The sequence below is a fragment of the Nocardia lasii genome (genome assembly GCF_042658545.1).
Classification (GTDB): Bacteria; Actinomycetota; Actinomycetes; order Mycobacteriales; family Mycobacteriaceae; genus Nocardia; species Nocardia lasii.
In genome coordinates this window covers 272,727-295,061 of record NZ_JBHSQN010000014.1, presented here as the reverse complement: position 1 = coordinate 295,061, position 22,335 = coordinate 272,727, and the positions used below count along the sequence as shown (strand labels likewise).

The window sequence follows — 22,335 nt, the reverse complement described above, 5'->3', positions numbered from 1 at the left end:
TGTTTTTTGGCGGCTGGCGCCGCGGTTCTCGGCGCTTAACTCCGCCTCTTCCCTCGCTCCGGGTACTCCTTCGTCGCACCCTCTACTCAGTCCAGAGGCGGAGGCGCGCCGAGAACACCCAGGTGGGCCTGGCCCAGGTGTTTGAACTGGGTTTATTGGGCTGGCGGGGCTGGGCGGTCAGCCTTTCGCGGCTTTGAGTAGGTCTTCGCGGGTGGTGAGTTTTATGCGGGGGCGGCCTGCTGCTTTGCCTGCTGTCTTCTCGGATTGGTCGATGGTTTTCCAGCCCTTGCGGTCGACCAAGTCGGGTTGGCGTTCGGTGAGCAGGGTGCGTAGGGCGGTGCGGTCGGCGGTGGGGGTGGTGAGTTTGCCTGCGGTGAAGTCGGCGATGAGGGATTCGACGGTTTCCTCGGCGTCGACGCGGTTGGAGCCGATCACGCCGCGTGGGCCGCGTTTGATCCAGCCGGAGACGTAGACGCCGGGGACGGGTTCGCCGTTGTCGATGACGCGGCCGTGTTCGCTGGGGACGACGGCGCGCTGGTCGTCGAAGGGCAGGCCGGGGACGGGTCGGCCGCGGTAGCCGATCGAGCGCAGGACCAGGCCGGTGTCGAGGGTTTCGGTGCGGTCGGTGGGGGTGGCCACCACGTGGCCGTTCTCCTCGGTCAATTCGTTGTGCGCGAACTCGAGGCCGGTGACGGTTGTCGCGCCGTGCACGGCCACCGGGGCGGCCAGGTAGCGGAAGACGATGCGCTTGTTCGCCGGATCGGACTTCGCCGTCGAGCACTCCTGCGCGAGTTCGTATTTCAGGCGCTGTGCGGGCTCGATGTCCGGGTCGTCGAGGGCGGCGCGGCTGTGCGGGTCGAGGTCGAGTTCGGCGGGATCGATGATCACGTCGACACCGGCGCGGTGGGTGAGCGCCAGGAACTCCGGCGAGGAGTAGGCGGCCTGCAACGGTCCACGGCGGCCGAGGACGACGACCTCGCGGATATTGCTGTGGCGCAACGCGTCCAGGGCGTGATCGGCGATATCGGTCGTGGCGAGCTCGTCCGGGTCGGCGGTGAGGACCCGGGCCACGTCGAGGGCGACATTGCCGTTGCCGACGATCACCGCCCGCTCCCCGGACAGGTCGAACACGCGGTCGGCGAAGTCGGGGTGGCCGTTGTACCAGGCCACGAACTCCGTCGCCGAATGACTGCCGGGCAGGTCCTCGCCGGGGATGCCGAGGGCGCGGTCGCTCGACGCGCCGACCGCGTAGATCACCGCGTGGTGGTGGTCGAGCAGTTCGGCGTGGTCGATGTGCTCGCCGATCTCGACATTGAGGTAGTACTGCAGGGTGTCGCGCCGGAACGCCGACTCGAACATCGTCGCGACGCCCTTGGTGCCCGCGTGATCGGGGGCCACGCCCGCGCGGACCAGGCCCCACGGGGTCGGCAGCCGATCGAACATCTCGACCTCGACATCGCTGCGGCGCAACAGTTCATCGGCGGCATAGCAGGCCGCCGGACCCGCGCCGACGATCGCGACTCGCAGCGTGCCCAGGCTCTTGGGCGGGCGCGCGGGAGTGCGCATCGGGTCGAAATTCGACTCGAGCGGGTGGCGCTGGAAGTAGGCGGCGTTGATCTCGCGGTAGCGCGACAGCGAGGCGAGCAGGTCGTCCTCGGAGAAGATCGCGTCCACCGGGCAGGCGTCGACACAGGCACCGCAGTCGATGCAGGTGTCGGGATCGATGTGGAGCATCTCCGCGGTCGCGAACTCCGGTTGGTCCGGGGTCGGGCGGATGCAGTCGACCGGGCACTCGGTGACGCAGCTCGCGTCGTTGCAACAACGCTGCGTGATGACGTAGGCCATGGGTGCGGATCCTCGAAACGTGGTGGTCGGTGGCTCGCGCTGGGGACGCGGCTTTCAGTGTGCCTCGAGTGTGACGGTCCTCTCAGCGGGTCAGGAGGGATTACGGTGGATTCATGGTGGCGACCCTGATTGTGATGCGGCACGGCAAATCGGCCTATCCCGACAATGTCGAGGACCACGCGCGCCCGCTCGCGCCGCGCGGCGAACGCGAAGCCGCGCTGGCCGGGGACTGGTTGCGCGCCACGCAGCCCCGCATCGACGCCGTGCGCTGTTCGACGGCCGAGCGCACCCGCCAGACCCTGGCGGCCACCGGCATCACCGCACCGGTGGAGTACACCGACGACATCTACGAGGCGAACCCGCACACGCTGATCGAACTGATCAGCCTCACCGACGACACGGTCTCCACCCTGCTCGTCGTCGGCCATGTCCCCGGAATCCCGTGGACCGCCTGGGAATTGGCGGCCAACCGCGAATCCGACCAGGCGACCGAACTGAGTCGCAAGTTCCCTACCTCGGCACTGGCGGTGCTCGAATTCGACCGGCCCTGGGCACAACTGGGCCCGGGAACGGGCGAACTCACCACGTTCCACGTGCCCCGCTGAGCTCACTTCAGGAGCTTGCCCCCGACCACGACGCCGACGCCGAGTAACGCGAGGAGCAGGAAGGCGACCCACCCGTTCGTCAGAAACCACACCACCCCGAGCACGAGGACCACCGGCGCTACCGCGATCGCGGTGATCACGGGACTCTCCTTGACCGTTTCCCAGGCCGAACGGGCCCTGATGCGGTCGATATCCTTACCAGCCATGTGATCCACACTACGTTTCTGTCGGACCCAGGTGTCATGCTCGGTCACATGGATTGGAAAATCGAACTCGTTGCCATCCCGGTCACCGATGTCGACCGGGCCAAGGATTTTTACACCAGCATCGGCTTCCACGCCGATCACGACCACACGCCCAGCCCGGAGATCCGATTCGTGCAGCTCACCCCGCCGGGCTCGGGGTGCTCGATCTGTATCGGGCGCGGGCTCACCGGCGCGGCGCCGGGCAGCGTCGAGGGGATGCAGATGGTGGTCGCCAGCGCCCAGCAGGCCTATGAGCAGCTCGTCGCGGCCGGGGTGGAGGCCACGCCCGTGCAGGACATGGGATGGGGGCTGTTCACCTTCTTCAAGGATCCCGACGGCAACCAGTGGGCCGTGCAGGAGCTGCCGAACTACAGCTGAGCCCGCCGTCCCGGCCAGAATCGAGGCTTGCTTGGAGTGCACTCCAGGTCGATAGCGTCGAGGCAGTTCCACGGGAAGGACGAGCACGGTGGATCAGGACGGGGCCCTGCGCGCCGACAGCGAGGATTGGGAACGCCCGAAGTACTCGATCGGTCAGGCAGCCGAACGCTCGGGCCTCAGCCGCGACACCCTGCGCTGGTACGAGCGGATCGGCCTGATGGGCTACATCGGCCGCGACCACACCGGCAACCGCCGGTTCAGCGACCGCGACCTCGAGTGGCTGGCGCTGATCGGGCGATTGCGCCTGACCGGCATGCCGGTGGCCGACATGATCCGCTACGCCGAACTGGTGCGCGCCGGCGAGCAGACCTACCCGCAACGGCTGGCGATATTTCGCCGGACCAGATCCGACGTGCTCGACAAGATCGCGGAACTACAGCAGACCGTGGCCGTACTCGACTACAAGATCGCCGTGTACGAGGGCCGATCCGAGCGAAGGAAGCGATACATGAGCACCACCGCGACACTGCCCACCACCACTCTCGGCGCCGACGGTCCCCGCGTCGGCGCCCAGGGGCTGGGCTGCATGGGGATCAGCGAGTTCTACGGCGACACCGATGCGGCCGAATCGCGGGCGACCCTCGAACACGCGCTCGAACTCGGCGTCACCCTGTTCGACACCGCCGACATCTACGGCTCCGGCCACAACGAGCGATTCCTCGCCGATTTCGTGCGCGCCCACCGCGAGAACCTGGTGATCGCCACGAAATTCGGCATCGTACGCAAAGAGGAGGACCCGTCCTACCGGGGCTTCGACAACTCCCCCGGCTACATTCGCGCCGCCGTCGAGGCCAGCCTGCGCAGGCTCGACGTCGACGTGATCGACCTGTATTACATGCACCGACGCGACCCGGCCGTCCCGATCGAGGACAGCGTCGGGGCGATGGCCGAACTGGTCGCGGCGGGCAAGGTACGCGCGCTCGGCCTATCGGAGGTGACCGGCGAGGAACTGCGCGCCGCGCACGCCGTACATCCCATCGCGGCGCTGCAATCGGAATGGTCGCTGTTCTCTCGCGATGTGGAGCGCACCGCGGTGCCCGCCGCCGCCGAATTGGGGGTGGCGTTCGTGCCGTACTCGCCGCTGGGTCGCGGGTTCCTCACCGGCGCGTTCCGGTCGGCGAAAGACCTCGGCGACACCGACTTCCGACAGTTCCAACCGCGCTTCACCGGCGACAACGCCGAGCACAACGCCGAACTGCTCGCCCCGTTGGCAGCCATCGCCGCCGCGCGCGGCATCACCCAGGCCCAGGTCGCGCTCGCCTGGGTCCACGCCAGGGCGGCCGTGCACAACCTGCCGGTGGTTCCGATTCCCGGCACCCGCAAGCGAACCCGGCTGGCCGAGAACGTCGCCGCGGCGGCGGTGGTGCTGTCCGACGACGAACTCGCGACGCTGGAACCGATCGCCGGGCAGGTGGCGGGCAATCGGTACGCGGATATGTCGTTCACCTCGGCCGGGCGCGAATAGGTTCTCGCGCAGCGGTACGCGGGTCGCGGTTCACCGGTCGCGGTTCACCGGTCGTGGGTCGTCGGTCGCGGTTCACCGGTCGTCGGTCGTCGGTCGCGGTTCACCGGTCGTCGGTCGTCGGTCGCGGTTCACCGGTCGTCGGTCGGTGGCCGAGGGGCGTCGGTCGGTGGTCGCGGGTCTCGGGTCGCGGGTCTCGACTCGCGGCTTACAGATCGTGGATCGGGACGGGTGGAATAGTCGGTGTGGGCGAGTAGTTCTTGGTGACAGAGCGCGGCGATCGTTGGGGTCGCCGTCACGGTGGGCGCGGTTGATCGCGCCGATCATCAGCGCACCGGTACCGGTGTGGGAGGAGCGTCAGCGCATGTCCGAGGCCACCGCCGTCGAACCGGAACGTCGTGTTGTGCGCAATGCCGAGAAGAGCCGTTACGACGTGTTCTTCGACGGTGAACTCGCGGGTTTCACCGAGTACATCGAGCGTGACGACGACACCGATTTCATCCACACCGAGATCGATGAAGCGTTCGCGGGCAAGGGTCTGGGCGGCGTGCTGGCCAAGGGCGCGCTCGAGGACGTGATCGCGCGCGGACGCACCATCACCGCGCACTGCCCGTTCATTCGCGGCTACCTCGGCAAGCACCCCGAGTACGACGCGCACGTGACGGGCAAGGGCGTCGCCTCGTGAGCGACCTGGAGGCCCACCCCGTCGAGGCGCTGTGTGAGCCGTCGGCGGGGGCGGGTCCGGTCGTCGAGGTGTATCCGGCCAGGGAGGTGCCGCTCGGTGGCGTGCGCGGGGTGTACGTGGAACGCACACTGCCGCAACGGGATCTGCCCACCGTCGGGGCGTGGTGTTTTCTCGACCGGTTCGGGTCGGCGACCGTCACGCGGACCGGCGCCTCCCCCGACATCCTGCCGCACCCGCACATCGGCTTGCAGACGGTGACCTGGCCGTTCGACGGGCGCATCCGGCATCGGGATTCGGTGGGTTCCGATGTCGAGATCGAACCGGGCCAGTTGAACCTGATGACCTCCGGGCGCGGCATCGCGCACTCGGAGTTCGGGGTGCCGGGCGCGCACGCGGGCAACGGGCTGCAACTGTGGATCGCGTTGCCCGACAGCGCGACCGGGATCGACCCGCATTTCGAGCAGCATCGGTCGCTGCCGGTCTACGAGCAGCCGGGGGTGCGGGCCACCGTGCTGATCGGGTCGCTGGGTGGGGTCACCTCGCCCGCGCGGGCCTACACCCCGATCGTCGGCGCCGATATCGTGCTCGATCCCGGCGCCGAGGTGCGGCTTCCGGTGCTACGCGAATTCGAGCACGCGGTGTTGGTGACCGAGGGTTCGGTGACGGTCGAGGGCACCGAACTCACCGCCGGACCGCTGCTGTACCTGGGCACCGACCGGGGCGAACTGCGCCTGTCGAGCACCGACGGCGCGCACTTCGCCCTGATCGGGGGCGTGCCGTTCACCGAGGAACTGGTGATGTGGTGGAACTTCGTCGGGCGCAGTCACGAGGAGATCGTCGCGGCGCGCGAGGCGTGGGAAGCCCACGACACCGGTCGATTCGGCGGGGTCGACGGGCACGGGAGCGAGGAGCGCATCCCCGCTCCCCCGCTGCCGCCGCTGCGGTTGAAGCCGCGCAAGCGGGCCACCGGGCGCGCACACTGATCAGCGTTCGGCGGCCAGCAGGGCGTCGAGGGCACGGTAGCTGTCGTTGAGGCCGACCTCCATGCCCGAGGCGAGCATGCCCGCGCATTCCTCGGCCGTGTGGAAGATGCTGTCGGTGACGACCCGGGTGCGGCCGTTGCCGAGGTCGACGAAGGTGGTGTCGTCGATGCTGATGTGGGCGGGCATGCCGTCCCATTCGAAGGACTGCACGATGCGCTGTTTCGGGGTGATCTCGCGGAAGCGGCCCTCGAAACCGTAGGACTCGTCGCCGTCGTGTTCGATGAAACGCCAGTGCCCGCCCTTGCGGAACTCCCAGCGTTCGACGTCGACCACGTGGCCGCGACCCCACCAGCGCGAGAGCTGCTCGATGCGGCTGTAGGCGTCCCAGACCCGGTCGAGCGGGGCGTCGAAATCGCGTTCGATGTGCAGTTGGCGGTCCGAGGTGGAGCTGATGACCGCGTCTTTGGTGGGTGTGCTCATTGCTCTGGCTCCGTTCGTCGCAGGAATTCTCCGAGACGGTCCATCCGGGCTTCCAGCATCTGCCGGTAGCCCTGCATCCAGGCCACCTCCCGATCGAAGACGTGCTCACCGATCCGGCAGTACCGGATCCGCCCACGCTTCTCGGTGACCACCATGCCCGCGTCTTCGAGCAGGCCGATGTGCTTGGAGATGCCGGTGAGGGTCATCTCGAACTGCTCGGCCAACTCGCTGATACTCGCGGGGCCCGCGCCGAGCCGCTCGAGGATGCCCCGCCTGGTGGGGTCCGCGAGCGCCCCGAACGAGGCGTCTAGGAAGTCATACTGAACCATCTAGTTCAGTATTGCGCGCCGCCGGTGCACGGTCAACCCCTTTCGACAAATCCTGGACGGATCCCGGAATCGACTACTACGCTCTGTCGTAGACATTGGCGGGCATCATCGAGGGGGAACACGCATGGACGAGACCACGTGCTGCATCGTCGGCGGCGGACCCGCCGCAACCATGGCCGCCCTGCTGCCGGCCAAGGCCGGAGTCGAAGTCACCGTGTTGGAGAAGCACGCCGACTTCCTCCGAGATTTCCGCTGGGACACCGTGCACCCGCCGACGGAGTTCCCAGCGCGGCGAACACGACCTACTCATCGCGCCCGCGCTGCGCGGGACACTGAACACCGCGCCGCTGCCGTTGCGGATCGTCGATGCCGTGCCGGCGCTCGCCGGGCTCACCGCCTACCTCGGCGGGATCGGCCTTCGCCCGGAGCACGCGCCGAGTTCGCGCGGCGGCCATGAGGTCAGGCGAGGTCGCGGACGATTCGGGCGAAGGTGCGGACCGCGGGGCCGCGTTCGCCGGTGCGCCACAGTAGTCCGTATTCGAATGGGGGCGCGTCGGTCAGCGGGAGGAAGGCGACGTCGGGGCGCGCGTGGTAGTCGCGGGCGCGGGCGGCTACCGGCGTGATGCCCCTGCCCTCGCCGATCAGGCACAGCGCCTCGGGGAAGTCCACTCGGACCGGTAGGTGCTCCACCGGCTTTCCCGATGGCGTGCTGCGCGGGTAGTGGATGTCGTGCAGCGGTTGCGCGGGTGTCGCGAAGGTGATCAGCGGCGCCTGTGCCAGGTCTTCCAGTGACGCCGAATCCTGCTGTGCCAGCGCGTGATCCGCGGGGACGGCGAGTGCGGCGGGTTCGGTGAACAGAACGGGGCCGGGGGTGAGACCCGGTTCGCTGATCGGGAATTCGCTCAGTTGCAGGTCGATCTCACCGGCTTGGATCGGGCCGTAGGGATCGGCCAGCGAGACCTCCCGAATCCGCACCTCACATCCCGGGCACTCGACCTCGAAGGCGTCGGCGGCGCGCACCAGCAGCGTGCCGCACCAGGGGGTCGAGAACGCCACCTCGAGCACCTCGGCCACGCGGTGCGCCGCCGCGGTCGCGTTGCCGATGGCCTGCTGAACCCGCTGGTACGCGGGTTGCAGATCGTCGCGGAAGCTGCGGCCGAGCGCGGTGAGTTCGACCCGGCGGCTCGTGCGTTCGAACAGCGCGCCACCGATTCGGCGCTCGATCTTCTTGATCGTCTGGCTCACCCGCCCCGGCGAAACCCGCACCCGCTCGGCGGTTCTGGCGAAGTGCAGTTCCTCGGCGAGGACGAGGAAGGTCTCGATCTCGTGCCGTTCCATCCCGAGCTCCCTCCGCGAAAGCCGAGTGTAGCCAGCAATCGATTACTTCAGCTAACCGATCACGACGAAAAGTGTCATTGTTCCCGATTCCGTTGGCGCCCATGCTTTTTCTCATAGCCAACCAACAGATCGGAACGACATGAGCTGGATCTACCTCGGTATCGCCGTGATCTTCGAGGTCATGGTCGCCCTGGCCGCGAGCAACGCGAAAGGCTTCACCCGGCCGGGCTGGACCGCCGCGACCCTGGTCAGCGGCGCCATCGCCACCTTCTTCCTGAGCCGGGCACTGCTCACCTTCGACGTGGGCGTCGGCTACGCGCTGTGGACCTCGATCGCCGGCGTCGGGATCGTCGTGGTCGGCGCGCTGTTCCTCGGACAGCGACTGAGCTGGAAGAAGGGGCTCGGCATCGCCATCGTGATCGCCGGCGTCGCCGGGCTCCAGCTCAGCGGTGCCGCGTAATCCACCGTCGACAACCTCGAAAGGACTTCTGATGAACACAACCTCCTCGAACACCCGAGCCTGGCTGATCATGGGACTGGCAGGCGTCTTCGAAGTCGGCTACGCGCTCGCCGTCGGCGGCAGCTCCGGGTTCACCGTGCTCGGCTGGTCGATCGCGGCGGTGGTCTTCTTCCTGCTCACCCTGTTCGCCCTGAGCGTCGCGCTGAAAACCATCGACGTCGGCATCGGCTACGCGGTCTGGGCGGGCATCGGCGCGGTCGGCGCCGCCCTGTTCGGCCCGCTGTTCTTCGACGAGACACTCACCCTGACGCGCGCGGGCTGGCTGGCCGTCATCATCGGCGGGGTGATCTGGCTCAAGCTCGCCGACAGTCCCGCCTTCGCCACCGAGCAGCGCGCCAAGGCCGAACCGGCGCCCGTCTAGCGGCGCATTGTCACCCGGCTCGGCTACCGTTGAGGCCAGGAGTTCGCACGGGTGGGTGGTGATGGAAATGATGTTCGACCCGCTGGCCGATATCGAGCGCGCCCTGGCCGAACAGGCCGGGTGGACGTGGTTCGACGACTACCTGCTGTACACGTGCGGGGTGGCCGATCTGCTCGCGCGCGGCGAGGTCGCGCTGATCCCGCACACGGCCACGCGGGTGCGGATCGAACCGGGCGAGGTGGGGCTGGCCGAAGGGGCGGTCAACTGGTACACGTGGCGGGCCGGCGGCGACGGCGGCCGCACTACCGCGCGACTGCCGGTCGTCGGGCCGCCGCCGATCGCCTTGGCCGCTCAGCTCGGCAACGCGGTCGCCGATCGGACGCGACGCCAGCAGGCCGCGGCGGCCGCGCGACCCCGGTGGGTGTACGAGCGGGCAGGCTCGGTGATGATCTCGGACCGGCGGCTGCACCTGGCCAACCCGGATCGGTCGTTCTCGCTGTACTGGTCGGCCCTGGAATCCATCGACCTCACCGCACCCGATCGGGTCGGCTGCCGATTTCCCGACCGGGAGGGCACGCTGCAGCAGATCCAGGTGCAAACACCGTGGGCGGCACTGATTTTCGTCACCGCCGCGCTGCGACACTTTCCGCATCACCCGGTATTGAAGTCGGGGACGTGGTTGCCGTCAGGGTTCGAGGACAAGTGCCATCTGGCGGGAAAGAAGTGCCCGAAGGTGCGCACTCCGCATTGAGGCACCGCCGTCAGCGTTGGCGGGCGCGATACGCCGCGACGGCGTTGCGGTTGCCACAGGCGGTGCTGCAGTAGCGGCGAGAACGATTGCGAGACAGGTCGAGTACCAGGCCCGCGCAGTCGGAGTCGGCGCAGATCGACAGGCGACTCAGATCGTCGGCGCGGATGAGATCGATCATCGCCATCGCGGTCTCGACGGCTATGCGCACGGGTAGCGGGGCCTGCGGGGGGACGGCGTGCACGTGGTAGTCGACATCGCCGTGGCGGACCAGCTGTGGGAGGGCGCGGTGTTCGGCGAGGGTGTCGTTCACCTGGATGACGGCGGCATCGCGGTCGCTGGTGAGCAGCGCGCGCAGGGGTGCGCGCAGGGCGCGGACCTCGGCCAGTTCGTCGTCGTCGCCGGTGTGGAGACCGGTGTAGGCGTGCCGTTCGAGGAAGTCGGCGAGCTGGGCCGTTTCCGTCAGCGTATCGGGGGCTTCGGCGGAATTGACCAGCTCGACCGCTGCCAGCAGGGCCGCCTCGGTGTCATGAGCGAAAACCACATTGACAGATTACCGCAGGCTGCTTAACGTCATTAGCCATGGTGGCTTTGACTCATGACAGCGCAGCTCGGATTCGGACCGGGCTGTTGTTCGCCCTCGCCTCGGCCACCTCGTTCGGCACGTCAGGACCACTCGCGCGCGGACTGATGGACGCGGGCTGGAGCGCGGCCGCGGTAGTCGCCGCACGGGTGCTGCTCGCCGGAGTCGTCCTGCTGCCCTTGGCCATTCACCAACTGCGGGGCAACTGGCAACTGGTGCGCGACAACGCGCGGCTCATCACCGTCTACGGCCTGATCGCCGTGGCGGGCACCCAGCTCGCGTACTTCAACGCGGTCGCGCGCATGGAGGTCGGCACCGCGCTACTCATCGAGTTCGCCGCCCCGATCGCCATCGTCGGCTGGTTGTGGGCGCGGCACCGGCAGCGGCCGGGCGCGGCCACCATCGCGGGCGCGGCCCTGGGCATCACCGGCCTGATGCTGGTACTCGACGTGCTCTCCGGGGTGTCCACCGACCCGATCGGCATCGCGTGGGCACTGGGTTCGATGGTCGGCGCCGCCGCCTACTTCCTGCTCTCCGCCGAGGGCGGCGCACTCCCCGGCACCGTCCTCGCCGCAGGCGGGCTCCTGATCGGCGGCCTGATCCTGCTCCTGGCGGGCGCCCTCGGCATAGTCTCCCTCCACGCCACCACCAACCCCGCCGAATTCGCCGAATTCACCACCCCCTGGTGGATCCCCATCCTGCTCATCGGCATTGTCACCGCCGCCATCGCCTACGTCACCGGCATCGCCGCCACCCGCCGCCTCGGCTCCCGCCTGGCCTCCTTCGTCGCCCTCACCGAAGTCCTCGCCGCCCTCCTCTTCGCCTGGGCCCTCCTCGGCGAAGCCCCCCGCCCCCTCCAACTCCTCGGCGGCACCCTGATCCTCCTCGGCGTCATCACCGTCCGCCTCGGCGAACCCGAGCCCCTCCCCCTCGGCACCCCGGAAACACCCGCGGACACCGCGATCCTCTCCGATTTCGCCGATTCGCCGCAGAGGGATTGAACCACCTGACGCCACAGTATAAGCTTTGACTTATATTGTGGCGATGGAATGGGAGATCGTGCTACTCGAGCCAGTCGACCGTTGGTTCATGAAGCTGTGCGAGTCCGACCCGGTCTCCGCAGCCTTGATCGAACAGGCCCTCGACCAGCTCTCAGCTGTTGGTCCGACCCTGGGCAGACCGTTGGTCGACACGCTCGAACACAGTCGATTGAAGAATCTGAAGGAGCTCCGGCCCGGTTCGAGCGGACGGTCGGAAATCCGAATGCTGTTCATCTTCGATCCCGACCGGCAAGCGATCATCCTGGTCGGCGGAGACAAGACAGGCCGCTGGACCAAGTGGTATACGGATGCGATCCCGCTGGCAGAACACCGCTACGCCGACTACCGCGCAGAAAGAGAAGGGGAAAGCCGATGACTGGTGCACGAAGCTGGCGCGAAGTGAAGGAAGAGGCGCACCGCTTGCACCCCGAACTGTCCGATCCCGAAGTGCGGGCAACTGCGGCCGAACAGTTGGCCGGGCGCATCGCCGGACATCACCTTCGAGAACTTCGGCAGAAAGTCGGCACGACGCAGGCCGAACTCGCCACCGCACTCGGAGTAAGTCAGGCGCGCATCTCCCAAATCGAGAACGGAGACCTGGCCGCCATGGAACTCGACACCCTCCGCGCGTACGCCCACGCCCTCGGCGGCCGCGTCGACATCAGCGTGAGCGTCGGCCCACACACGATCAAGGTCGCCTGATGCGCCCATCTCGCCGCGCCAACGAACTCTGAGCGGTACCACGAAAACGGCCCCCGCTCTCGAACGAGCGGGGGCCGAAATCTGTTGGCTGCCTAAGGCTTAGCGGTAGTCGCTGAAGCCGTAGTCGTCCAGCGGCACTGCCGCGCCGGTGGAGGAGCCGAAGCTGTCCGGGGAGTAGTAGGTGTCGTCGTAGGACGGCACCGCGTACGCCGCGGCACGGGCTTCCTCGGTGGGCTGAACCTGGATGTTGCGGTACCGGTTGATGCCGGTACCCGCCGGGATCAGCTTGCCGATGATCACGTTCTCCTTCAGGCCGATCAGCTTGTCGGAGCGGCAGTTGATGGCCGCGTCCGTCAGCACTCGGGTGGTCTCCTGGAAGGAGGCCGCCGACAGCCACGAATCGGTGGCCAGCGACGCCTTGGTGATACCCATCAGCACGGGACGGCCCGAGGCCGGCTCGCGGCCTTCGGCCACCACGCGACGGTTCGAGTTCTCGAACTCGGCGCGCTCGGTGAGCGAACCGGGCAGGAACTCGGTCGCACCCGAATCGATGATCGTCACGCGACGCAGCATCTGGCGCACGATGACCTCGATGTGCTTGTCGTGGATCGACACACCCTGCGAGCGGTAGACCTCCTGGACCTCGTGGACCAGGTGGACCTGCACCTGACGGGGACCCATCACGCGCAGCACCTCGTGCGGATCAGCGGCACCCTCGAGCAGCTGCTGACCCACCTCCACGTGGTCACCGTCGGCCAGCAGACGCTCGGAACCGTCGTCGTGCTTGAACACCCGCAGACGCTGACGCTTCGAGAGCTTGTCGTAGACGACTTCCTCGGACCCGTCATCAGGGATGATCGTGATCTTGTAGAAGCGGTCGTCGTCCTCGAGCCGCACCCGACCCGAGACCTCCGCGATCGGCGCCTTGCCCTTGGGGACACGGGCCTCGAAGAGCTCCTGAACACGCGGCAGACCACCGGTGATGTCGTCGCCGGCGACGCCACCCTGGTGGAAGGTACGCATGGTCAGCTGGGTACCGGGCTCACCGATGGACTGGGCCGCGACGATGCCGACGGCCTCGCCGATATCGACCAGCTTGCCGGTGGCCATCGAACGGCCGTAGCAGGTGGCGCAGACGCCGGTGCCGGTGGTGCAGGTCAGCACGGAGCGGACCTTCACCTCGGTGATACCGGCCTCGAGCAGCGCCTCCAGGGCGGGATCGCCCAGGTCGGCACCCTTGGCCACGATCACGTTGCCCTTGGCGTCGATCGCGTCCTGCGCCAGCGTGCGGGCGTAGGTCGAGGTCTCCACGTGCGCGTCACGAATGATCGTGCCGTCCGCGGTGCGCTCGGCGATCGGCACCAGGATGCCGCGCTCGGTGCCACAGTCCTCTTCGCGGACGATGACGTCCTGCGACACGTCCACCAGACGACGGGTCAGGTAACCCGAGTCGGCGGTACGCAGCGCGGTGTCGGCCAGACCCTTACGAGCACCGTGGGTGTTGATGAAGTACTCGAGCACGGTCAGGCCCTCACGGAACGAGGACTTGATCGGACGCGGGATGAACTCACCCTTCGGGTTCGTCACCAGGCCCTTCATACCGGCCAGGGTACGAGTCTGGGTGAAGTTACCCGTCGCGCCGGAGTCGACGATCGTGATGATCGGGTTGTCCGGCGGGTAGTGGGTACGCAGCGCGGCACCCACCTCTTCGGTCGCTTCCTGCCAGATCTTGACCAGGGCGTTGTTGCGCTCCTGGTGATCGAGCGCACCACGCTGGTACTTCTTCTCGATCTGATCGGCCATGGACTCGTAGCGCTCCATGATGTCGGCCTTCTCCGGCGGAACGAGCACGTCCGACATGGAGACGGTGACACCCGAACGCGTGGCCCAGTAGAAGCCGGCGTCCTTGAGCTTGTCGACGGTCTGCGCGACGACGATCATCGGGTAACGCTCAGCGAGATCGTTGATGATCGTGGCCTGGCGCTTCTTCGGCATCGGCTCGTTGATGAACGCGTAGTCCGCCGGGAGCAGATCGTTGAAGATCACGCGACCGAGGGTGGTCTCGGCCAGCCACGCGTCGCCACGACGCCAGCCGTCCGGGAACAGCTCGTTCTCGATGTCGCGCGGCGGGCGCTGCTCGGTCAGTCGCACCTTGATGGTGGACCGCACGGTCAGCTCGCCACGATCGACGGCCATCTGTGCCTCGGCGGGCGAGGAGTACACGCCGTACTCCGGCTCGTCCTTGGTCGCCGGACGGTAGGTGCCCACACCGTTCTCGTCGAGACGAGTCAGGTAGAACAGGCCCGTCACCATGTCCAGACGCGGCATCGCCAGGGGGCGACCCGACGCTGGGGACAGGATGTTGTTCGACGACAGCATCAGGATGCGCGCCTCGGCCTGCGCCTCCGCAGACAGCGGAAGGTGCACGGCCATCTGGTCACCGTCGAAGTCGGCGTTGAACGCCTCACACACGAGCGGGTGCAGCTGAATGGCCTTGCCTTCGACCAGCTGGGGCTCGAAGGCCTGGATGCCGAGGCGGTGCAGGGTGGGCGCGCGGTTCAGCAGCACCGGGTGCTCGGCGATGACCTCTTCGAGGACATCCCACACCTGAGCGCGCTGACGCTCGACCATCCGCTTGGCGGACTTGATGTTCTGCGCGTGGTTGAGATCGACCAGACGCTTCATGACGAACGGCTTGAACAGCTCGAGCGCCATCAGCTTGGGCAGACCACACTGGTGCAGCTTGAGCTGCGGACCGACGACGATGACCGAACGGCCCGAGTAGTCGACGCGCTTGCCGAGCAGGTTCTGACGGAAACGACCCTGCTTGCCCTTGAGCAGATCGCTCAGCGACTTCAGCGGGCGGTTACCCGGTCCGGTGACCGGACGGCCACGACGGCCGTTGTCGAACAGGGCGTCGACCGACTCCTGCAGCATCCGCTTCTCGTTGTTGACGATGATCTCGGGCGCGCCCAGATCGATCAGTCGCTTGAGGCGGTTGTTGCGGTTGATCACGCGGCGGTACAGGTCGTTCAGGTCGGAGGTGGCGAAACGGCCACCGTCGAGCTGAACCATCGGGCGCAGCTCCGGCGGGATCACCGGAACAGCGTCGAGCACCATGCCCATCGGCGAGTTGCCGTTGGTCTGGAAGGCCGCGACGACCTTCAGACGCTTGAGCGCGCGCAGCTTCTTCTGGCCCTTGCCGCTGCGAATGGTCTCGCGCAGCTTCTCGGCCTCGGCGTCGATGTCGAAGTTCTCCATCAGCTTCTGGATGGACTCCGCACCCATGGCGCCGGTGAAGTACTCGCCGTAACGGTCGACGAGCTCGCGGTAGAGCACCTCGTCGACGATGAGCTGCTGAACCGACAGCTTGGTGAAGGTGGTCCAGATCTCGTCGAGACGGTCCAGCTCACGCTGCGAGCGGTCGCGCAGCTGACGCATCTCGCGCTCGCCGCCGTCCTTGACCTTGCGACGCACGTCGGACTTGGCGCCCTCGGCTTCCAGCTCGGCCAGATCGGCCTCGAGCTTCTGCGCGCGGGCCTCGAGGTCGGCGTCGCGCTGATCGGCGACAGCCTTCTTCTCGACCTCCATCTCGGCTTCGAGCGTGGAGAGCTCGTTGTGACGCAGCTCCTCGTCGACGCCGACGATGACGTAGGCGGCGAAGTAGATGATCTTCTCGAGATCCTTCGGCGCCAGGTCGAGCAGGTAACCCAAGCGCGACGGAACGCCCTTGAAGTACCAGATGTGGGTAACCGGAGCGGCCAGTTCGATGTGGCCCATCCGCTCACGACGCACCTTGGCGCGAGTTACCTCGACACCACAGCGCTCACAGATGATGCCCTTGAAGCGGACACGCTTGTACTTGCCGCAGTAGCACTCCCAGTCCCGGGTGGGACCGAAGATCTTCTCGCAGAAGAGCCCGTCCTTCTCCGGCTTGAGCGTGCGGTAGTTGATGGTCTCCGGCTTCTTGACCTCGCCGTAGGACCACTGGCGGATGTCGTCGGCGGAGGCAAGGCCGATCCGGAGTTCATCGAAGAAGTTGACGTCTAGCACGTAACTTCCTTTCCCCTATTCGGGTCGAATTCGAGCAAAAGTTCACTAGTTGTCGAGCGCGGTGCGCGGTGCGGTCGCTTCCACTGCGACCGCACCGCCTACCACCTAGTTCGCCAGATCGTCGATGGTTGCCGCTTCGTTCCTGGACAGGTTGATGCCCAGGTTCGCCGCGGCGCGCTCCAGATCCTCGTCCTCGCCGCCGCCCATCTCGATCGCGGCGCCGTCCGAAGACAGCACCTCCACGTTGAGGCACAGCGACTGGAGTTCCTTGAGGAGCACCTTGAACGACTCCGGAATGCCCGGCTCCGGAATGTTCTCGCCCTTGACGATGGCCTCGTAGACCTTCACGCGGCCGACCACGTCGTCGGACTTGATGGTCAGGAGTTCCTGCAGCGTGTACGCCGCGCCGTAGGCCTGCATGGCCCAGCACTCCATCTCACCGAAACGCTGACCACCGAACTGCGCCTTACCACCCAGCGGCTGCTGGGTGATCATCGAGTACGGACCGGTCGAACGGGCGTGGATCTTGTCGTCGACCAGGTGGTGCAGCTTCAGGATGTACATGTAACCGACCGCGACCGGGTACGGGAACGGCTCGCCGGAGCGACCGTCGAACAGGGTCGACTTGCCGTTCTCGTCGACCATGCGCTCACCGTCACGGTTGGGCAGGGTCGAGGCGAGCAGACCGGTGAGCTCGTCATCCTTGGCACCGTCGAAGACGGGCGTGGCGATGTTCGAGTCGGCCGGTGCGGCCAGCATCTCCTCGGGCAGGGTGGCGGCCCACTCGGGGCGGGTGCCGTCGGCGGCCACGTCGATATTCCAGCCGGCCTTGCCGATCCAACCCAGATGGGTCTCGAGGATCTGGCCGATGTTCATACGACGGGGCACACCGTGGGTGTTGAGGATGATGTCGACCGGGGTGCCGTCGGGCATGAACGGCATGTCCTCCACGGGGAGGATCTTGCCGATGACGCCCTTGTTGCCGTGGCGACCGGCGAGCTTGTCGCCGTCCTGGATCTTGCGCTTCTGGGCCACGTAGACGCGGACCAGCTCGTTCACGCCGGGAGGCAGATCGTCGTCGTCCTCGCGCGAGAACACGCGGATGCCGATGACCTTGCCCGACTCACCGTGGGGCACCTTGAGCGAGGTGTCGCGCACTTCGCGAGCCTTCTCACCGAAGATGGCACGCAGCAGACGCTCTTCCGGGGTGAGCTCGGTCTCGCCCTTGGGCGTGACCTTGCCGACCAGGATGTCGCCGTCGCGGACCTCGGCACCGATGCGGATGATGCCGCGCTCGTCGAGGTCGGCCAGGACCTCGTCGGAGACGTTGGGGATATCGCGCGTGATCTCCTCGGCACCGAGCTTGGTGTCGCGGGCATCGATCTCGTGCTCTTCGATGTGGATCGAGGTGAGAACGTCCTCTTCCACGAGGCGCTGCGACAGGATGATCGCGTCCTCGTAGTTGTGGCCTTCCCACGGCATGATCGCGACGAGCAGGTTCTTGCCCAGCGCCATCTCGCCGTTCTCGGTGCAGGGGCCGTCCGCGAGGACCTGCCCCTTCTCCACTCGCTGGCCCTCGTCCACGATCGGACGCTGGTTGGAGCAGGTGCCCTGGTTCGACCGGTTGAACTTGCGCATCCGGTAGGACTTGCGGCTGCCGTCGTCGGCCATCACCGTGACGTAATCGGCCGAGACCTCTTCGACCACACCGGGCTTCTCGTTGACCACGACGTCACCGGCGTCGACAGCGGCGCGCAGCTCCATGCCGGTGCCCACGATCGGGGACTCCGAACGGATCAGCGGCACGGCCTGACGCTGCATGTTCGCGCCCATCAGGGCACGGTTGGCATCGTCGTGCTCGAGGAACGGGATCATGGCCGTCGCGACCGACACCATCTGGCGCGGCGAGATGTCCATGAAGTCGACCTGCGCCGGCGTCACGAACTCGACCTCTTCGCCCGCACGGCGGACGAGGACCTTCTCCTCGAGGAAGCGACCCTCGGCGTCGACCGGGGAGTTGGCCTGCGCGCGAACGTAGCGGTCTTCCTCGTCGGCGGTCAGGTACTTGACCACGTCGGTGACCTTGCCATCGACGACCTTCTGGTACGGGGTCTCGATGAAGCCGAACGGGTTGACCCGCGCGTACACCGACAGCGAACCGATCAGGCCGATGTTCGGGCCTTCCGGGGTCTCGATCGGGCACATGCGGCCGTAGTGCGACGGGTGGACGTCACGAACTTCCAGACCGGCACGCTCACGGGACAGACCACCGGGGCCGAGCGCCGACAGGCGGCGCTTGTGGGTCAGACCCGACAGCGGGTTGTTCTGGTCCATGAACTGCGACAGCTGCGAGGTTCCGAAGAACTCCTTGATCGCGGCGACCACGGGACGGATGTTGATCAGGGTCTGCGGCGTGATCGCCTCGACGTCCTGAGTCGTCATCCGCTCGCGGACCACGCGCTCCATGCGGGACAGGCCCACGCGGATCTGGTTCTGGATGAGCTCGCCGACGGTACGCAGACGACGGTTGCCGAAGTGGTCGATGTCGTCGACCTCGACGGGCACCTCTTCGCCGCCGGGGGCGGTCATGGTGCGGTCACCGGCGTGCAGACGCACCAGGTACTCGATGGTGTCGACGATGTCTTCCTTGGTCAGGACCGAGGAAGTGACCGGCTCGTGCAGGTGGATGCCGAGCTTCTTGTTGATCTTGTAACGACCGACGCGGGCCAGGTCGTAGCGCTTCTCCTTGAAGAACAGGTTCTCCAGCAGAGTCTGCGCGGACTCCTTGGTCGGCGGCTCGCCCGGACGCAGCTTGCGGTAGATGTCGAGCAGCGCCTCGTCCTGGCCGGGGGTGCTGTCCTTCTCGAGGGTCGACATCATGATCTCGGAGAAGCCGAAACGCTCGACGATCTCCTCGGTGGTCAGACCCAGCGCCTTGAGCAGCACGGTGACCGGCTGACGACGCTTGCGATCGATGCGGACACCGACGGTGTCGCGCTTGTCGACGTCGAACTCCAGCCACGCGCCGCGCGACGGAATGACGCGCACGCTGTGCAGGTCCTTCTCGGTGGTCTTGTCGATGCTGTGATCGAAGTAGACGCCCGGGGAACGGACCAGCTGCGAGACGACGACACGCTCGGTGCCGTTGATGATGAAGGTGCCCTTGTCGGTCATCATGGGGAAATCGCCCATGAACACCGTCTGGCTCTTGATCTCGCCGGTGTTGTTGTTGATGAACTCCGCGGTGACGAACAACGGCGCCGCGTAGGTCATGTCCTTCTCTTTGCACTCGTCGATGGAGGCCTTGACCTCTTCGAAGCGCGGATCAGAGAACGACAGGGACATGGACCCGGAGAAGTCCTCGATCGGCGAGAGCTCCTCGAGCACCTCCTCGAGGCCGCCTGCGAGACCGACGTCGCCGCGAGCGGCTGCCTTCTCGCGCCAGTCGGGAGTACCGACCAACCAGGCGAACGAGTCCGTTTGTAGGTCGAGAAGTCCGGGCACCTCCAAGGGCTCTCGGATCTTCGCGAACGAAACCCTCAACGGGGCTCCGGGGATACCAGCCTTGGTCTGGGTGGAGACTGCCAAGATGCGTCCTTCCAGCACCTCACGCGCGCCGCGTGGTGGTCCGCGACCGTCGCTTGCCTGCTACGTTGTTGAGATTCTCGCTGGTGACAGCCCGAACGAAACCAGAACAAGCAGCAGCGGAAGTAACACCGGAAGGTGGGACTTTCGTGTGCGAATCAAGGTGTGGACAGGAGGCAGCCAGCGCAACGTCCAAACTTACACCCCTAGACAAGGGAGTGTCAACATACCATCCGTGTGACCGCTCGCACGGATAACGCGCCGAAGGCCCGAAACGCTGGCCGCGTCGGATCTCCTCGGCGCCGGGACCGGATGCGTTCCGGTCGCTGGTGCCCCTTAACAGCTATCGCTGCTGTGAATAGGGTGACGGTTCGCGCGCGCCTCGTCAAGTGCGCGGCGGGGTCTGTTCGCGATCTGAGATCGCCTGGCGCCCTTGCCACATCGCCGCGGTGCCCGACTGCTCGGCGGCGGCCATTTTACCCGTGACACACCGTCCGCGCCAACCGCTACAGCGCCCGGTCAGCTGCTGTTTTTCGCCCCGTAACGCCAACGAGCCCCGGCCGGGTGGCCGAGGCTCGACAGCGGTGTGAAAGTGGCTCAGTTGTTGATCTGGCCGTGCGGAATCGTCTTGAAGACCTCGGTGGGCTGATCGTTGCCGCCGTAGTTGGCCATCACCTGATTGTCGGCCTCGGTCTGGTCGAGCGACTCACGGATCGCCACCTGCGCCGCGTGCGGCAGCGTGTGGATGATCTCGCGCACGCGCGCCTGACGACGGAACACCGCCTGGCGGGCGGGCATACCGGGCTCGGCCTTCATCTGCGGGATGATGCCCTCGATCTCCTCGGCGCCACCGTGGTGGTGACCGGCGTCGACGAGCGCCTGCTCGCGCGCCATCTGCGCCTCGTCCTTCTCCTCCGACATACCGATCGGGCCGATCATGCGACCGTTGAGGAACTGCTTGACCACCGGCTCCTCGCTGGTGAGCAGCACCTCGCGGGGGCCGAACATCACCAGGTTGCGGCGGAACAGCATGCCGATGTTGTCGGGCACGGTACGGGCCAGGTTGATGTTGTGCGTCACGATCAGGATCGTGGCGTCGATCTGGGCGTTGATGTTGAGCAGCAATTGCGCCAGGTACGAGGTACGCACCGGGTCGAGGCCCGAGTCGGGCTCGTCGACGAGAATGATCTGCGGGTCGAGCACCAGCGCGCGAGCCAGACCGGCGCGCTTGCGCATACCGCCGGAGATCTCGCCGGGCAGCTTGCCCTCGGCGCCGAGCAGACCGGTGAGCTCGAGCTTCTCCATGACCACGCGACGAATCTCGGTTTCCGACTTCTTCGTGTGCTCACGAAGCGGGAACGCGATGTTGTCGTAGAGGTTCATCGAGCCGAACAGCGCGCCGTCCTGGAACAGGACGCCGAACAGTTTGCGGATCTCGTAGAGCTCCTTGTTGGAGCACGTCGTGATATCGGTGCCATCGATGAAGATGGACCCCCGCTCGGGCCGCAGCAGGCCGATGAGCGATTTCAGGAACACCGACTTACCCGTACCCGAAGGCCCGAGCAATGCACTGACCTCACCCGAAGGGAGCGTGATCGACACGTCCTGCCAAATTCGCTGTGAACCGAAGGATTTCGTTACTCCCTCGGTCCTGACCTCGACGCCCACTGCTACCTCCATTGATCCCTGCGAGCACCCCACCCGCGTTACCGCACGCTCACATCACGGCGGCGCACCACGTCCGATGTGGGTCCGGTCACTGTAACTCATCAGTGAGACGGGGCACACCCCTACATGACTGAAGAGTAACCTAGGCGGCCCACATAGCCCGGATCACTGTCGCATGTCCGAACGAATAGCAAACGGGCGGCCCCGAAGGACCGCCCGTTCACAACAGCACAGGTGCCGAATTACTTGACGGCAACCTTGGCGCCGGCCTCTTCGAGCTTGGCCTTGGCAGCCTCGGCGGCCTCCTTGGTGACCTTCTCCAGGATCGGCTTCGGGGCACCCTCGACCAGGTCCTTGGCTTCCTTCAGGCCCAGGCCCGAGACGATCTCACGGACCACCTTGATGACCTGGATCTTCTTGTCGCCGGCACCCTCGAGGATGACGTCGAACTCGTCCTGCTCCTCAGCGGCCTCGGCGGGGGCAGCGCCACCGACGGCGGCAACGGCGACGGGGGCAGCGGCGGTGACCTCGAAGGTCTCCTCGAAGACCTTGACGAACTCAGCGAGCTCGAGCAGGGTCAGCTCCTTGAAGGCGCCGATCAGTTCTTCGGTGCTCAGCTTGGCCATGGTGGTTCCTTTCGGGAAGTACCTCGCGGCGCGTACGCG

At 66.6% G+C, this 22,335-nt stretch carries 21 protein-coding genes and 2 pseudogenes; 13 read left to right on the top strand and 10 right to left on the bottom strand.

Going from position 1 to position 22,335, the window contains the following annotated elements:
• Nucleotides 1–177: 177 nt before the first annotated feature.
• Nucleotides 178–1,845 (bottom strand): FAD-dependent oxidoreductase, encoded by a 1,668-nt coding sequence (locus tag ACFP3H_RS22045; RefSeq protein WP_378608860.1) that lies wholly within the window; start codon nucleotides 1,843–1,845, stop codon nucleotides 178–180.
• A 113-nt stretch (nucleotides 1,846–1,958) separates the two neighbouring features.
• Here ACFP3H_RS22045 and ACFP3H_RS22040 point away from each other — a divergent pair, with 113 nt between their 5' ends.
• Entirely contained in the window at nucleotides 1,959–2,450 is a 492-nt protein-coding gene (locus ACFP3H_RS22040; RefSeq protein ID WP_378608859.1) for a SixA phosphatase family protein, read from the top strand.
• Between the two features lie 2 nt (nucleotides 2,451–2,452).
• On the opposite strand, the gene ACFP3H_RS22035 is transcribed toward ACFP3H_RS22040, so the two are convergent.
• On the bottom strand, nucleotides 2,453–2,656 hold the full coding sequence (locus ACFP3H_RS22035) for a hypothetical protein (RefSeq protein WP_378608858.1): 204 nt from the start codon (nucleotides 2,654–2,656) through the stop codon (nucleotides 2,453–2,455).
• A 48-nt stretch (nucleotides 2,657–2,704) separates the two neighbouring features.
• Here ACFP3H_RS22035 and ACFP3H_RS22030 point away from each other — a divergent pair, with 48 nt between their 5' ends.
• From ACFP3H_RS22030 to ACFP3H_RS22010, 5 genes and pseudogenes are all read left to right on the top strand, one after another.
• Nucleotides 2,705–3,073 (top strand): VOC family protein, encoded by a 369-nt coding sequence (locus tag ACFP3H_RS22030; protein WP_378608857.1) that lies wholly within the window; start codon nucleotides 2,705–2,707, stop codon nucleotides 3,071–3,073.
• Nucleotides 3,074–3,161: 88 nt separating this feature from the next.
• Nucleotides 3,162–3,401: pseudogene (locus ACFP3H_RS22025) on the top strand (MerR family transcriptional regulator); the annotation flags it as partial.
• Between the two features lie 180 nt (nucleotides 3,402–3,581).
• Complete coding sequence (locus tag ACFP3H_RS22020; protein ID WP_378608873.1) at nucleotides 3,582–4,598, top strand: aldo/keto reductase; 1,017 nt, start codon at nucleotides 3,582–3,584, stop codon at nucleotides 4,596–4,598.
• A gap of 307 nt (nucleotides 4,599–4,905) precedes the next feature.
• Nucleotides 4,906–5,280, top strand: coding sequence for a GNAT family N-acetyltransferase (locus ACFP3H_RS22015; RefSeq protein ID WP_378608856.1), 375 nt, complete (start codon nucleotides 4,906–4,908; stop codon nucleotides 5,278–5,280).
• Complete coding sequence (locus ACFP3H_RS22010) at nucleotides 5,277–6,263, top strand: pirin family protein (RefSeq protein ID WP_378608854.1); 987 nt, start codon at nucleotides 5,277–5,279, stop codon at nucleotides 6,261–6,263. The genes ACFP3H_RS22015 and ACFP3H_RS22010 overlap by 4 nt, the downstream gene beginning before the upstream one ends.
• Here the strand turns inward: ACFP3H_RS22010 and ACFP3H_RS22005 are convergent, their stop codons facing one another.
• Nucleotides 6,264–6,743: an SRPBCC family protein gene (locus tag ACFP3H_RS22005; protein ID WP_378608853.1), complete on the bottom strand. Its 480-nt coding sequence runs from the start codon at nucleotides 6,741–6,743 to the stop codon at nucleotides 6,264–6,266.
• Nucleotides 6,740–7,072 (bottom strand): ArsR/SmtB family transcription factor, encoded by a 333-nt coding sequence (locus ACFP3H_RS22000; RefSeq protein WP_378608851.1) that lies wholly within the window; start codon nucleotides 7,070–7,072, stop codon nucleotides 6,740–6,742. Before ACFP3H_RS22000 ends, ACFP3H_RS22005 begins: the two co-directional genes overlap by 4 nt.
• A 124-nt stretch (nucleotides 7,073–7,196) precedes the next feature.
• Here ACFP3H_RS22000 and ACFP3H_RS21995 point away from each other — a divergent pair.
• Nucleotides 7,197–7,349 (top strand): annotated as a pseudogene (locus ACFP3H_RS21995) (FAD-dependent monooxygenase); the annotation flags it as partial.
• 182 nt (nucleotides 7,350–7,531) lie between these two features.
• On the opposite strand, the gene ACFP3H_RS21990 reads toward ACFP3H_RS21995, so the two are convergent.
• Complete coding sequence (locus ACFP3H_RS21990; protein WP_378608849.1) at nucleotides 7,532–8,410, bottom strand: LysR family transcriptional regulator; 879 nt, start codon at nucleotides 8,408–8,410, stop codon at nucleotides 7,532–7,534.
• A 139-nt stretch (nucleotides 8,411–8,549) separates the two neighbouring features.
• Here ACFP3H_RS21990 and ACFP3H_RS21985 point away from each other — a divergent pair, with 139 nt between their 5' ends.
• The 3 genes from ACFP3H_RS21985 to ACFP3H_RS21975 all read left to right on the top strand — a co-directional run bounded on the left by ACFP3H_RS21985 (nucleotide 8,550) and on the right by ACFP3H_RS21975 (nucleotide 10,042).
• Nucleotides 8,550–8,870 (top strand): DMT family transporter, encoded by a 321-nt coding sequence (locus ACFP3H_RS21985; RefSeq protein ID WP_378608848.1) that lies wholly within the window; start codon nucleotides 8,550–8,552, stop codon nucleotides 8,868–8,870.
• A gap of 31 nt (nucleotides 8,871–8,901) precedes the next feature.
• Complete coding sequence (locus ACFP3H_RS21980; RefSeq protein WP_378608846.1) at nucleotides 8,902–9,291, top strand: DMT family transporter; 390 nt, start codon at nucleotides 8,902–8,904, stop codon at nucleotides 9,289–9,291.
• 67 nt (nucleotides 9,292–9,358) lie between these two features.
• Nucleotides 9,359–10,042 (top strand): hypothetical protein, encoded by a 684-nt coding sequence (locus tag ACFP3H_RS21975; protein ID WP_378608845.1) that lies wholly within the window; start codon nucleotides 9,359–9,361, stop codon nucleotides 10,040–10,042.
• A 10-nt stretch (nucleotides 10,043–10,052) separates the two neighbouring features.
• Here the strand turns inward: ACFP3H_RS21975 and ACFP3H_RS21970 are convergent, their stop codons facing one another.
• Nucleotides 10,053–10,583 (bottom strand): CGNR zinc finger domain-containing protein, encoded by a 531-nt coding sequence (locus ACFP3H_RS21970; RefSeq protein WP_378608843.1) that lies wholly within the window; start codon nucleotides 10,581–10,583, stop codon nucleotides 10,053–10,055.
• A gap of 38 nt (nucleotides 10,584–10,621) precedes the next feature.
• Here ACFP3H_RS21970 and ACFP3H_RS21965 point away from each other — a divergent pair, with 38 nt between their 5' ends.
• The 3 genes from ACFP3H_RS21965 to ACFP3H_RS21955 are packed head-to-tail and all read left to right on the top strand — an operon-like array spanning nucleotide 10,622 to nucleotide 12,364.
• Nucleotides 10,622–11,623 (top strand): EamA family transporter, encoded by a 1,002-nt coding sequence (locus tag ACFP3H_RS21965; protein ID WP_378608842.1) that lies wholly within the window; start codon nucleotides 10,622–10,624, stop codon nucleotides 11,621–11,623.
• 43 nt (nucleotides 11,624–11,666) lie between these two features.
• A complete protein-coding gene (locus tag ACFP3H_RS21960; protein WP_378608840.1) occupies nucleotides 11,667–12,038 on the top strand; it encodes a type II toxin-antitoxin system RelE/ParE family toxin in 372 nt (123 codons plus the stop codon).
• Nucleotides 12,035–12,364, top strand: a complete 330-nt coding sequence (locus tag ACFP3H_RS21955) for a helix-turn-helix domain-containing protein (protein WP_378608839.1) — start codon at nucleotides 12,035–12,037, stop codon at nucleotides 12,362–12,364. The genes ACFP3H_RS21960 and ACFP3H_RS21955 overlap by 4 nt, the downstream gene beginning before the upstream one ends.
• Before the next feature lie 99 nt (nucleotides 12,365–12,463).
• On the opposite strand, the gene ACFP3H_RS21950 is transcribed toward ACFP3H_RS21955, so the two are convergent.
• The 4 genes from ACFP3H_RS21950 to rplL all read right to left on the bottom strand — a co-directional run bounded on the left by ACFP3H_RS21950 (nucleotide 12,464) and on the right by rplL (nucleotide 22,296).
• A complete protein-coding gene (locus ACFP3H_RS21950; RefSeq protein ID WP_378608837.1) occupies nucleotides 12,464–16,417 on the bottom strand; it encodes a DNA-directed RNA polymerase subunit beta' in 3,954 nt (1,317 codons plus the stop codon).
• 105 nt (nucleotides 16,418–16,522) lie between these two features.
• On the bottom strand, nucleotides 16,523–20,023 hold the full coding sequence (gene rpoB, locus ACFP3H_RS21945; RefSeq protein WP_378608836.1) for a DNA-directed RNA polymerase subunit beta: 3,501 nt from the start codon (nucleotides 20,021–20,023) through the stop codon (nucleotides 16,523–16,525).
• A 576-nt stretch (nucleotides 20,024–20,599) separates the two neighbouring features.
• On the bottom strand, nucleotides 20,600–21,682 hold the full coding sequence (locus tag ACFP3H_RS21940; RefSeq protein WP_378608834.1) for an ABC transporter ATP-binding protein: 1,083 nt from the start codon (nucleotides 21,680–21,682) through the stop codon (nucleotides 20,600–20,602).
• A gap of 230 nt (nucleotides 21,683–21,912) precedes the next feature.
• Entirely contained in the window at nucleotides 21,913–22,296 is a 384-nt protein-coding gene (gene rplL, locus ACFP3H_RS21935) for a 50S ribosomal protein L7/L12 (RefSeq protein WP_378608832.1), read from the bottom strand.
• Nucleotides 22,297–22,335: the final 39 nt, after the last annotated feature.

Excerpts from the sequence above, each read along its gene's own strand:
- ACFP3H_RS21960 (WP_378608840.1), top strand. The coding sequence starts at position 11,667 with ATGGAATGGGAGATCGTGCTACTCGAGCCAGTCGACCGTTGGTTCATG.
- ACFP3H_RS22000 (WP_378608851.1), bottom strand. The coding sequence starts at position 7,072 with ATGGTTCAGTATGACTTCCTAGACGCCTCGTTCGGGGCGCTCGCGGAC.
- ACFP3H_RS22020 (WP_378608873.1), top strand. The coding sequence starts at position 3,582 with ATGAGCACCACCGCGACACTGCCCACCACCACTCTCGGCGCCGACGGT.
- ACFP3H_RS22005 (WP_378608853.1), bottom strand. The coding sequence starts at position 6,743 with ATGAGCACACCCACCAAAGACGCGGTCATCAGCTCCACCTCGGACCGC.
- ACFP3H_RS21965 (WP_378608842.1), top strand. The coding sequence starts at position 10,622 with ATGGTGGCTTTGACTCATGACAGCGCAGCTCGGATTCGGACCGGGCTG.
- ACFP3H_RS22040 (WP_378608859.1), top strand. The coding sequence starts at position 1,959 with ATGGTGGCGACCCTGATTGTGATGCGGCACGGCAAATCGGCCTATCCC.
- ACFP3H_RS21980 (WP_378608846.1), top strand. The coding sequence starts at position 8,902 with ATGAACACAACCTCCTCGAACACCCGAGCCTGGCTGATCATGGGACTG.
- rplL (WP_378608832.1), bottom strand. The coding sequence starts at position 22,296 with ATGGCCAAGCTGAGCACCGAAGAACTGATCGGCGCCTTCAAGGAGCTG.
- ACFP3H_RS22030 (WP_378608857.1), top strand. The coding sequence starts at position 2,705 with ATGGATTGGAAAATCGAACTCGTTGCCATCCCGGTCACCGATGTCGAC.
- ACFP3H_RS22045 (WP_378608860.1), bottom strand. The coding sequence starts at position 1,845 with ATGGCCTACGTCATCACGCAGCGTTGTTGCAACGACGCGAGCTGCGTC.
- ACFP3H_RS21955 (WP_378608839.1), top strand. The coding sequence starts at position 12,035 with ATGACTGGTGCACGAAGCTGGCGCGAAGTGAAGGAAGAGGCGCACCGC.
- ACFP3H_RS22035 (WP_378608858.1), bottom strand. The coding sequence starts at position 2,656 with ATGGCTGGTAAGGATATCGACCGCATCAGGGCCCGTTCGGCCTGGGAA.
- ACFP3H_RS21990 (WP_378608849.1), bottom strand. The coding sequence starts at position 8,410 with ATGGAACGGCACGAGATCGAGACCTTCCTCGTCCTCGCCGAGGAACTG.
- ACFP3H_RS21985 (WP_378608848.1), top strand. The coding sequence starts at position 8,550 with ATGAGCTGGATCTACCTCGGTATCGCCGTGATCTTCGAGGTCATGGTC.
- ACFP3H_RS21940 (WP_378608834.1), bottom strand. The coding sequence starts at position 21,682 with ATGGAGGTAGCAGTGGGCGTCGAGGTCAGGACCGAGGGAGTAACGAAA.
- ACFP3H_RS21975 (WP_378608845.1), top strand. The coding sequence starts at position 9,359 with ATGATGTTCGACCCGCTGGCCGATATCGAGCGCGCCCTGGCCGAACAG.